This window comes from Bacillus cereus group sp. N14, from assembly GCF_016483555.1.
Taxonomy (GTDB): domain Bacteria; phylum Bacillota; class Bacilli; order Bacillales; family Bacillaceae_G; genus Bacillus_A; species Bacillus_A wiedmannii.
Window position 1 is genome coordinate 49,454 of sequence record NZ_JAEHBQ010000026.1, and the last position, 11,187, is coordinate 60,640.

Genomic DNA, 11,187 nt, shown 5'->3' on the forward strand with positions numbered 1-11,187 from the left:
AACCGGATATATTACATCTCTTCAGCTATACCTTGCACCCGTTTCTTCCCACTAGGTAAAATGGCTTGATATAAACACGTAACAAAAAATAATAAACCAAATAAAATAATAAACAACGTATCTGCACGAATCCACTTTGGGAACAACATCGCTATCGCACCGAGAGATAACAGCTGGAATCCTGTCGTTAATGGACTAAGTAAACTTTGAACGCGTCCCATGAATGACTCTTCTACAATTTCATACATCCAGCCCATTATTGCAACATTAATAAATGGTAAAAAGAAAGTCGCAAAAGCGATACATACATAAAAAGACCATACGTGATTTACAAAGTAACACATACCGAAAAAGACCCCTGAGCCCGCCATACCAAATACAATAATAGGCTTAGGTGCATATTTCTTACCTATACTTGTTGCTACTATACTTCCAATTAATAATGAAATTCCTCCAACTACACCGCCCACCATCGCTAAACTTTCATACGTTGCTGGTGCTAATTTATATTTTAATATGTAAGTAGTGGATATGCTTAAAATACCATTTAATAGTCCAAATACGATAAATCCTAAAAGTAATTTTTTTAAAGTGTCATTTTGATATATATACTTGATCCCTTCTTGAAACTCTGTTATTAACATCTTCAAATTAACTTCTTTCCATTTTGTTCTACCGTTTGGCAAACGCACTTTTTCTGGAATGGAAATCGTTTGAATCAAAATGCCACTCATAATAAAAGTGAGCGTATTTACTAAAATACTCCCGTATATTCCAAAAGTCCAGTACACCATCGTTGCAATTCCTACACCAAACAAAGCATATAAACTATTTACCATTTGATTCACACCTGCTGCTGCACCGTATTGGTCTGATTCAACTACTCCTTGTATCATCGACTGTTCTGATGGAGAGAAAAATTGTATACATGCATTTTCCAAAAATAAAAATATAAAGACGAGTATAATCATCCCGTAATAAAGCGAAATTAGAATTCCGATATTACAGAGCGAACAACATATGTTACTTACCGTACAAATACGCTGTCTATCAAAACGATCCACTACTGTCCCTACTAATAGAAAAAAGATTAATGCAGGTAATGCCATCATAATTTGTGTCATCGTTGCGTAAACTGGTTGTTTTCCGTACTGGTCTAACAAATAAAACATTAAAGAAATTCCAGCAATCATAGAACCGAGTCGCTCTAAAATATTCGCTAGAAAAAATCGTGCATACACTTTGTTGCGAAATAACTGTAGCATTTCTTTCATACTTCTAACCCTTTCCCCCGACAAAATTTTATTTTTTCAGTCATTTCTTGGAAGTTATATTATATTTTTCGACCATTATCCAATCTTTTCCTTCTATATAGAGAACATTATAAAAAGACTCTTGTCTTTTACAAGAGTCTTTTTATTTAACTTCGCTTCACGTAATGATATGTAGCTAAGATCTTTTTACTTCTAGCTAACTTTATTAATTCTCTAAAGCTTGGATACATTTTATTTATTTTAGAAATGTATCAGACATCCACTCATAAAACTTTTCCTTCTCTTCAAATTGCGGATAATGAGCTGATTTCTCAAAAGTAATAAATTCTTTTTGATCTGCTTCAATTGAATCAAAATATGTTTTTGCTGCATGAAATGAGGTGTTATAGTCGTATTTTCCCATTAGAAAATAAAACGGTAGCTTCAGCTTAGTTACTTTAGTAGGCAATGGATTCTTTAAATCTTTTTCTAATAAGACCGTTTGAGAGTTTGATACTCCAATGTTATAACGAATTACATCAAGTAAGTTATATTCATTACTAAATAACATCCCCACATTATCACCATCTGGATTTTCAATAAGTCTCGAAGTTCCACCATATTTTGCAACATAATTCCTCGGAGTGTATGTATCGCCATTTTTAATTTTTTCAGTCAACTCATTTAAATAGGCAACCTCATCTGTATTCCCAGCACTTTGTGCCTGTTCAATCACATAGTTTAAACTATCCATTTCACTTTCTACTGTATCACTCATTTGCCCTATGCCAACATATGCTTCATATTTTTCAGGGGCTTTATTGGCAGCTTGCATTCCGATATATGTACCGTAAGAATGACCAACCAATATTACTTTTTCTTTACCAAGATGTTTTGAAACATAATCTGTCATAGCTAATAAATCTTCTACAAGAAGATCTGATGTAAGATTCGAATAGTCTTCAAAGAAATGATACGACTTCCCACTCGCTCTTTGATCGTAATTAACAACTGTGAATTTCTCTTCCAATAAGTTTTGGTATTTTTGCGCATATGGTATTTCTGAAGTACCTGGTCCACCATGTACAAAAATAATAACCGGATTGTTCTTATCTTTTCCGCGTATCATAATTTCATGATCACTTCCATTTATCTCTACTTGCTCTAATGTACTTATACTGTTTTTCCCTTTTATTTGCGAGGTCCATGTAGGAAATATTAGTGCTACGATTAATAATAGTAAAATGATGACTCCAATAAGTTTTATTAATTTTTTTATCTTCTTCATAAGTAGTTTCCTTTCTTTTAAATTTATAAAAACATCAATTTAGTTCAGTAAAACTACCTCAAAAAAATATAAATATACAACAATTTCACCTTGATCTTTTGCACATTCTTAATATCCCATACACTTCTTAACTTTCCGCTATATAAACTCTTAATATTTCCTTAATTTTCAATATAAAATTCATAGAATGACTCGATCACAATGTATTAGAAATAAAGAAAAAAGCCCTTGTTTTCAAAACAAAGACTTTTTCCTTTAACTATTTCGCTACCTCTTCTTTCGGCATTACCATACCTTTATAAAGTTGGACAGTAATCCAGTAATAGATGAAATAAATGACTAAGAAAATCCCTATCGGCACCCACACCTTTACAAACGGGTCAACTAATATAAAGCTAAATAAGTTAAGCCCTACTAACACATGGGAAATTCCAATGATTGCTGGGAAGATAAATAAATATGAAATTTCTTTATATATACTTTTTGTTAACATACTACGTCTCACACCGATTTTTCGTAACATTTCATAACGGCGTACATCACGAGAAGCACCTGTTAATATTTTGAACATTAGCGAACTTGCCATCATTGCTAAAAAGGCAATTCCAAGGAAAAATCCCATAAACATTGTTCCACTCATGAAACTGTTCATAAACTGATAAATTGTCATTTTTGTAAATAAGTCTACTTTTGTACCTGTTGTTTTTTCAATTTGTTCTTTTTGTCTCTTATCTATATCGAGCAACAACGGTTTATATTTTTTCATATCGTCTACTTTTGCTAATGTTACACTATGTTCCGTTCCTTGAACTGCTTTGTAGTGTTCTTCATCAGCAATTCTTACAGGTTTTCCGTTAAATTGATTATGTGTAATTTGTATTTCTCTTACAACCGCATCTTCCCAATCTTTTGGCATACGAGGAAGTTTATTGGCTGCTTCGGGGGCTTCCAAAGCAGAATAGACAGGTTCAGTTAAAGGTTCAGCAACACGTTTACGAGCAGGCTCTTTTAAAGTTTTTGTATCAAAGTGATCGGAAACGAGTGGTGGTTTCGCCGTTAAGTCGTTACGTAAGTAATAAACGGCTTCTCCATCTACTTTATACTTATACTTGCTTTCTTCCACAATTTCCATTTCTTTTAAAGCCGCTTTATCTTGATCATTTGGATCATGAATGACGACATCATATACACGGGAAAAGTCTGTCATAATACCTACATTTTTTTGGAACGCCATACCTGCCGTCATCGCACCTGCACCTAATGCAATTAACATCGCTACAGTACCTAATACTCTCGATAAACTATTTACGCGAAAGCGTAGCTGTGCATATGTAAAACTATTTAAACCAGTTTCATTTCGTTTTTTATTCCCCTTAATTTTCATCACAAAATATGGGAGCAATGAACTAAAGATAAAATATGTTCCAAGTGTTGTAACGATTGTCGCTATTATAAAGCCTAATTCAGCATATATTTTTACATTGATCATAAAGTAGTATCCTGTACTTACTAGCAATATACCGAGTACTGTCATTATAATAATGCGAGTTTTACTTTTCTTCACTTCATCTAGTGTTTCATCTTCACGTATTAATTCTAATTCTGTTTTACGTAATAATCGGATGCTATTCATTAAACCAGTAATAAAAAATAGTATTAAGAAGAAAATAGCTGTAACTAAGATTGCTGGTGTATATACAGATGAGTAACTACCTTTTGCTGAAATCTCCATGCCATTCATTAAAAAGTTTCCTGCTACACTTGCAAGTAACATCCCTACTAAAATACCGATAACAATACTGACAATGCCCATACCGAATGTTTCAATAAATAATAACTGTGCTACTTTTTTCTTTTTCGCACCGAGCATCATATACATTCCGAGTTCTTTTCTTCTTAATGTGAGTAAGAATGAATTGGCATATATAATATAAAATACAGTAATGAAAGATAATAGTATTGCTCCTACCCAGAATACGAGTCTAATACTACTAATAAGACTATTATCCTTCGTAAATTCACTATTCATCGCCATCGTTTGGAACATGTAGAAGATACTAATACTAATAACGAGACCAATAAGTAAAACCATATAATCTTTTAACATCTTTTTCATACTATGACGTGATAATTTGAATAACATAGTCTCGCCCCCTACTTAGACTCAGTAGCTGAGCCCATATGAGCGAGCACACCTAAAATGTCTTGATAGAAATTTTCTCGCGCTCCTTGACGCTTTAACTCTTTATAAAGAAGACCATCTTGAATAAATAAAATACGTTCACAATAACTCGCACTAAATGCATCGTGTGTAACCATTAAAATACTTACATTGTGATTTTCATGTAAATCTTGCATCGCTTCTAATAAACTTTTTGCATTTTTACTATCAAGCGCTCCAGTCGGTTCATCTGCTAATACGATTGCTGGATTATGTACTAAAGCTCGTGCTGCCGCCGTTCTTTGCTTTTGTCCACCAGAAACAGCAGTTGGATATTTCGTTAAAATTTCAGTAATCCCTAACTTCTTCGCAACCTCATTCACCTTTCCCGTAATCTCACTTGAAGGTACGCCTTGCAAAGAAAGTGGTAAAGCGATATTTTCATAAATTGATAAGTTTTCAAGTAAGTTAAAATCTTGAAAAATGAAACCTAATTTTTGAGATCGAAAATCTGATAAAGCATTCCCCTTCATCGAAGTAATATTTGTGCCAGCTATTGTCACACTGCCACCTGTCGCTTGATCCAGCGTACTAATCACATTAAGTAAAGTCGTTTTTCCAGATCCAGAAGGACCCATAATCCCGACGAATTCCCCTTCTTTAATACTTAATGACACACCCCTTAATGCTTTTGACTGATTCTCATTTCTTTTCCCATACGTTTTTTCTACACTTTCTACAGTAACTACGTTTGTTGACATCTCATTCACTCCATCCCTTTTGTATAAAATTAATTTCTCATATATTTCTTATCTTTTTCTCATGTAAATCCTTAACATTTTTTTAATTTTTCAATCAGTAAGGGTTACACGAGTTACGTAAACCTTTTTCCTATTTCATATTCTCACTTTTCTAAAACTCGTTCCTTCGATTTCGCTTACATTTACCTTACATTTTTGTAAGGTAAAAATATTACAGACCACTTTATAAGGGAATTTTCTTTGTAATGAAAAAGGCTTTTTATTTTCATCAAAATTAATAGGATACATAAATAACAATAATAATATTTTTAAAAACAATATAATTTTATTTTAAAACGATAAATTATATGATAAAATCATGTTGTCATTAAATAAACGAGGTGCTTTTTATGAAACAAGTTACAACACTCTTTTTAAAACTAGCTATTGTTTTTATAGGTATAGTAGTACTTGCATTGTGCATATTTTTAGTTCCTAAAATCGGGAATTTTGCTGGAGAATTGTATCCAGCTATTGCTTATATGAAATCTCTCGTTTTAATCGATATGTACGTAGCAACGATACCTTTTTACTTTGCTCTGTATCAAGTTTTTAAACTTTTAAGCTATATTGATAAGTACAAAGCGTTCTCGGAATTATCAGTAAAGGCTTTAAAAAATATAAAATACTGTGCCCTCACGATCGGCACTATATACTTGCTAGGTATGCCACTTTACTATCTCATGGCAAAAAAAATTGATCCTCCAAGTTTTATACCAATTGGATTGATCATTATTTTTTCCTCTATCGTAATTGCCGTTTTTACTGCAGTTCTCCAAAAGCTCTTACAAGAAGCCATTCATATAAAATCAGAAAATGATTTAACAGTCTGAAGTGAAGTATATGGAAATAAATGACGAAGGGATAGCTTAATCGCTATCCCTTCATCATTTATTATGGTTCTTTCATTACTTTAAATTCCGTAATACATGTTAATGGTGTATTTTATTATCAATCTCTACTTCTTATTTTTCACTTCCTCTTTTATACTTTCTACAAACTCATCTAGTTCAATTACTTCTGACTGACCTTCACCATATTTACGTACATTTACAGCTTTTCTTTCCATTTCTTTATCACCAATAACAAGAATATAAGGAACTTTTTGCATTTGTGCCTCTCTTATTTTATATCCTAACTTTTCATCTCGCATATCTCTTTCAACACGAACACTAGCTTGTGCTAATTTATCTGCAACTTCATCTGCATATTGTACATGGACTGCATTCGAAACTGGAATGACTTTCACTTGAACTGGTGCCACCCAGGCTGGGAACGCGCCTCCAAAGTGTTCAATTAATATAGCTAAGAAGCGGTCTAAAGATCCTAATACTGCTCGGTGAATGACAACTGGTCTTCTCTTTTCATTCTTCTCATCTATATAATTTAAATCAAACTTCTCTGGCATTTGGAAATCTAGCTGGATTGTTCCGCACTGGTGACTTCTATTTAAAGCGTCTTTTATATGGAAGTCGATTTTCGGTCCGTAAAATGCACCGTCACCTTCATTTAGTCTATATTTATAATTCAATGAATGTAATACATTTTCTAGTGCCGCCTCTGCTTGCTCCCATAACTGATCATCACCCATTGAATCTTCTGGACGAGTAGAAAGCTCTACTTCATATTCGAATCCAAAAGTTTTATAAACGTAATCAATTTGCGCCATTACGGATTTAATTTCATCTTCAATTTGTTCTGGTGTTACAAATAAATGAGCATCATCTTGGCAGAAAGTACGTACTCTTAATAATCCGTTTAACGCCCCGCTAAATTCATGTCGGTGTACTTGACCGAACTCACACATACGAATTGGCAATTCACGATAAGAGTGTAATTTATTTTTGAACATTAACATATGTCCTGGGCAGTTCATTGGTTTTAATGCGAAACTTTTATTGTCTACTTCAGAGAAATACATGTTGTCTTTGTAATGTCCCCAGTGTCCTGATTTCTCCCATAATTCTTGGTTCATCATAAACGGAGTACGTACTTCTTGATACTTATACTCTTTTTGAATTTCTCTTAAAAATGCTTCTAATTCATTACGAATAATTTGTCCTTTCGGTAAATAAAATGGCATTCCCGGAGCCTCTTCAGAAAACATAAATAACTCCAGCTCACTACCTAATTTACGATGATTTCTTTTTGCTGCTTCTTCAACGAAATGTAAATACTCTTCTAATTCTTTTTGAGAAGAGAACGCAACACCATATATACGCTGAAGCACTTGATTGTTACTATCACCTCGCCAATATGCACCAGAAACGTGAGTTAATTGGAATGCTTTCAAATATCCTGTTGATGGTACATGTGGTCCTCTACATAAGTCTACAAATTCACCTTGTTTATATAGTGTTACACTTTCCCCACTAGGAATTGCTTCTAACAATTCTAATTTCAGGTGATCATTCATTTCTTGAAACAGTTTTTTTGCTTCTTCTCGTGAGACCTCAACTCGTTCTATTTTTACATTTTCATTTATAATCTTTTTCATTTCTTTTTCGATTTCCGGTAAATCTTCCACGTTTACACTATTCGGAAGATCCATATCATAATAAAACCCATTTTCAATAACAGGCCCTACACCAAGGTTTACATTACTTTGCATTCTCTTTACAGCTTGCGCTAAAATATGTGCCGCAGAATGTCTTGCAATTTCTACACCTTCATTTGAATCTATAGCAATGATTTCTACTTCCGCATTTTCTTCAATATTTCGGCGTAAATCAAATAACTGATCATTTACTTTCCCTGCGACTGCTTTCTTTTTTAAACTACTGCTAATGGATCCAGCAATTTCTTCTAAAGTAATTCCTTTTACATATTCTTTAACGCTACCATCTGGAAATTTAATTTCAATCATCTGTTCTTTCATTTTTCATCTCTCCATTTCATAATAAAAAAGCACACTCATCCCTAAAATAGGGACGAGTGTGCTTATACCCGTGGTTCCACCCAGATTCCCATCGTAAACATACAATGGCTTCTTTTACGGTAACGTCGTTTACACGGCACTAGATACTTAATTTCCCTAGTGCAGCTCTAAGGTGGTAAGTTATTTTTCTGCGTTAGGAAGTTCTCAGCTTTCCTTCCCTCTCTGTATAACCGGGTAAAATAACTCGTGTCCTTTTCTTCGCTTATTATGAAATTGAATACAAAAAAGCATATTCATCCCTAAAATAGGGACGAATATGCTTATATCCGTGGTTCCACCCAGATTCCCATCACAAAAAACATAATGGCTTCTATTGCGATAACGTCGCTTACACGGCACTAGATACTTAATTTCCCCAGTGCAGCTCTAAGGTGGTAAGTTATTTTTCTGCGTTAGGAAGTTCTCAGCTTTCCTTCCTTCTCTGTATAACCGGATAAAATAACTCGTGTCCTTTTCTTTGCTTTTAAAAGTACATCCATTAATTGTTATTTACTATATCTTATTCATTTTATTTTTGCAAGTGTTTAAAAATGATTTTTTTATTTAATAAAAAAAGAAACCAAAAATAGATTTTTGGTTTCCCTTCTCAATTTTACCAATCTTGTGGTTCGTAATTTAAGTCTGAAAATAGACGTCGTTTCTCTTTCTTCGATAAATCTCTCCACTGTCCAACAGGTAAATTATTTAATTCTATATTCATAATTCTTGTACGCTTTAACGTGTATACTTGATAACCTAAAGCTTCACACATACGACGAATTTGACGATTCAACCCTTGAGTTAAAATAATTTGGAATTCATATTTTGATAACTGTGTTACTTCACAAGGAAGCGTTTTCGTTCCTAAAATTTTCACACCAGCTGCCATTTTCTCTAGAAAATCAGGTGTAATTGGCTTATCTACTGAAACGATATATTCTTTTTCATGTTTGTTTTCAGCACGTAAAATTTCATTAACGATATCACCATCATTCGTTAATAAAATTAAACCGTCTGAGTCTTTATCAAGACGTCCAATGTGACTAATTCGTAATGGATGATTCACTAAATCAATAATATTACCTTTTACAGCTTTTTCACTCGTACATGTAATACCTACTGGTTTATTTAAAGCGATATATACGTGATCTCGAGCAATACGAAGCTGCTCTCCATTTACGCGTACATCATCACCTGGATTTACTTGGTCACCAATTTTTGCAACCTTACCGTTAATAATTACTCTTCTCTCATTAATTAGTTTATCTGCTCCACGTCGAGACGCTTTTCCAGCTTCACTAATAAATTTATTGATACGCAAATTAGGCACATCCTTTTCAAAAAAATTCAAGCTCACACTGCTTCTACCGTACAATACAAAAGGGTAAGCCTTCTATTATAACTTAAATATATTAACATGAAAGGGTATATAACGTCTTCTATTAATTACTCGTTTATAAGAAAATATCTTTATTATACATTCATTTATGCACGTTTTGTACACTTAATATACAAGCCACTCTTCCTTACATATAGCTTGTTTACCTCTTATATCTTCTAAATCCTCATGAATATTAGCTAGTTTATACAACTCAGGGAAAATCTCTTCTACATAACTTTGATGTGCCATTTCATCTTTCCAATAAGTTAACACTATGTAACGATTTTCAGTTTTTAAAGACTTCCCAATAACTCCACCTAACATCCCTTTTGCATTTTTCATCCCTTTATTCCAAATTGTTTCTTGTTTATGTAAGAAATACTTTTCCTTTCCCACCTTTACATCACATATAGCAACTCTTACGAATGTTCCTTCTGTAACTACGTCTTTCAAAGGCATATCAGTTATATCATACAACGTTTGAAACAATTCAATTTCACATAAAAAAAACGTATCCTCTTGATTACTATTTAAATAAATGGTATCGTGAGCAGCATTCATAAATGATTGATACGCACTTCTATCCTCCCATAAAGTAAATACACATGCCTCATCCTCATACCATCCACCAAATTGCCCATGAAATCCATCTAGCTGCTGTATAGCTTGCCATTTTTCTTGTGCTTTTGAAAATAACTCTTTTTTCTCTTCTTCCACTTTACAGTAGATTGTTTTTATTAACATTTTTAACTCCCCCTTAAGATATAATTTACCTTCCACTTATAATTTTCAGTTTACATAATATTTTTATAATCTCCTCATTACTCTTTATGTGCATATAGAACTAATCATATTTATCACTATATCTATCAAACCATCTATCTGATTTTATTTCAAATAATTCAGAATCAAAAGAAAAGATGTAACCCTTAACGAATTACAACTTTATCTTATCTCCCTTCCTTATTCACCTTTTGTTCAAATAAATAATATGTAATTTCTCCTGGATAATGTAATACAGTTACCTTCCGCTCCTCTTTTTTAAAACTAACAGTATGTCCGTTTCCCCCTAAGTTCTCCCATCCACTAGCCTTTGTAATAGGCATTACACTTATATATTTATACTCCTCTTCCTTATCATCGTTAATATGAATTGCTGACATTGGTACTGGAAAATCTTCAATTTTAGATTCTTTGTCTAAATATATAAGTGTAAATAAACCAGCTAATAACACAACCGTTGAAATATTTGAAACTAGTTTTCTTCTATTCATTTTCACTAAAAACCCTCTTTTCTCACATATTACTTTCATTATTTTACCAATCTTAATTATTCATGTATATAAAAAATATAATTTAAATTAATTCCAGACTATATTCTCTATTA

At 32.9% G+C, this 11,187-nt stretch carries 9 protein-coding genes and 2 other annotated features; of the genes, 1 reads left to right on the top strand and 8 read right to left on the bottom strand.

Annotated elements, in window-relative coordinates; translation table 11 throughout:
- Positions 1–11: 11 nt before the first annotated feature.
- The 4 genes from JDS82_RS25420 to JDS82_RS25435 all read right to left on the bottom strand — a co-directional run bounded on the left by JDS82_RS25420 (position 12) and on the right by JDS82_RS25435 (position 5,463).
- On the bottom strand, positions 12–1,298 hold the full coding sequence (locus JDS82_RS25420; RefSeq protein ID WP_199714144.1) for an MFS transporter: 1,287 nt from the start codon (positions 1,296–1,298) through the stop codon (positions 12–14).
- 211 nt (positions 1,299–1,509) lie between these two features.
- Positions 1,510–2,541: an alpha/beta fold hydrolase gene (locus JDS82_RS25425; protein ID WP_000721360.1), complete on the bottom strand. Its 1,032-nt coding sequence runs from the start codon at positions 2,539–2,541 to the stop codon at positions 1,510–1,512.
- A 259-nt stretch (positions 2,542–2,800) separates the two neighbouring features.
- A complete protein-coding gene (locus JDS82_RS25430) occupies positions 2,801–4,684 on the bottom strand; it encodes an FtsX-like permease family protein (RefSeq protein ID WP_048563059.1) in 1,884 nt (627 codons plus the stop codon).
- Between the two features lie 11 nt (positions 4,685–4,695).
- The gene (locus JDS82_RS25435) at positions 4,696–5,463 is read right to left on the bottom strand and encodes an ABC transporter ATP-binding protein (protein WP_048563060.1); all 768 of its coding nucleotides are present in this window, start codon (positions 5,461–5,463) and stop codon (positions 4,696–4,698) included.
- A gap of 389 nt (positions 5,464–5,852) precedes the next feature.
- Between JDS82_RS25435 and JDS82_RS25440 the strand changes: the two genes are divergently transcribed.
- Entirely contained in the window at positions 5,853–6,335 is a 483-nt protein-coding gene (locus JDS82_RS25440) for a DUF2975 domain-containing protein (protein ID WP_048563061.1), read from the top strand.
- 125 nt (positions 6,336–6,460) lie between these two features.
- Here JDS82_RS25440 and thrS read toward each other — a convergent pair whose 3' ends face one another.
- The 4 genes from thrS to JDS82_RS25460 all read right to left on the bottom strand — a co-directional run bounded on the left by thrS (position 6,461) and on the right by JDS82_RS25460 (position 11,116).
- Entirely contained in the window at positions 6,461–8,380 is a 1,920-nt protein-coding gene (gene thrS, locus JDS82_RS25445; protein ID WP_048563062.1) for a threonine--tRNA ligase, read from the bottom strand.
- 45 nt (positions 8,381–8,425) lie between these two features.
- Positions 8,426–8,648, bottom strand: a binding site (T-box leader).
- 35 nt (positions 8,649–8,683) lie between these two features.
- Positions 8,684–8,907 (bottom strand) — a binding site (T-box leader).
- Between the two features lie 125 nt (positions 8,908–9,032).
- Positions 9,033–9,740: a 23S rRNA pseudouridine(2604) synthase RluF gene (gene rluF / locus JDS82_RS25450; RefSeq protein ID WP_001222161.1), complete on the bottom strand. Its 708-nt coding sequence runs from the start codon at positions 9,738–9,740 to the stop codon at positions 9,033–9,035.
- 183 nt (positions 9,741–9,923) lie between these two features.
- The gene (locus tag JDS82_RS25455) at positions 9,924–10,544 is read right to left on the bottom strand and encodes a YdbC family protein (RefSeq protein WP_199714145.1); all 621 of its coding nucleotides are present in this window, start codon (positions 10,542–10,544) and stop codon (positions 9,924–9,926) included.
- A gap of 206 nt (positions 10,545–10,750) precedes the next feature.
- Positions 10,751–11,116, bottom strand: a complete 366-nt coding sequence (locus tag JDS82_RS25460) for a hypothetical protein (RefSeq protein ID WP_142292442.1) — start codon at positions 11,114–11,116, stop codon at positions 10,751–10,753.
- Positions 11,117–11,187 lie beyond the last annotated feature (71 nt).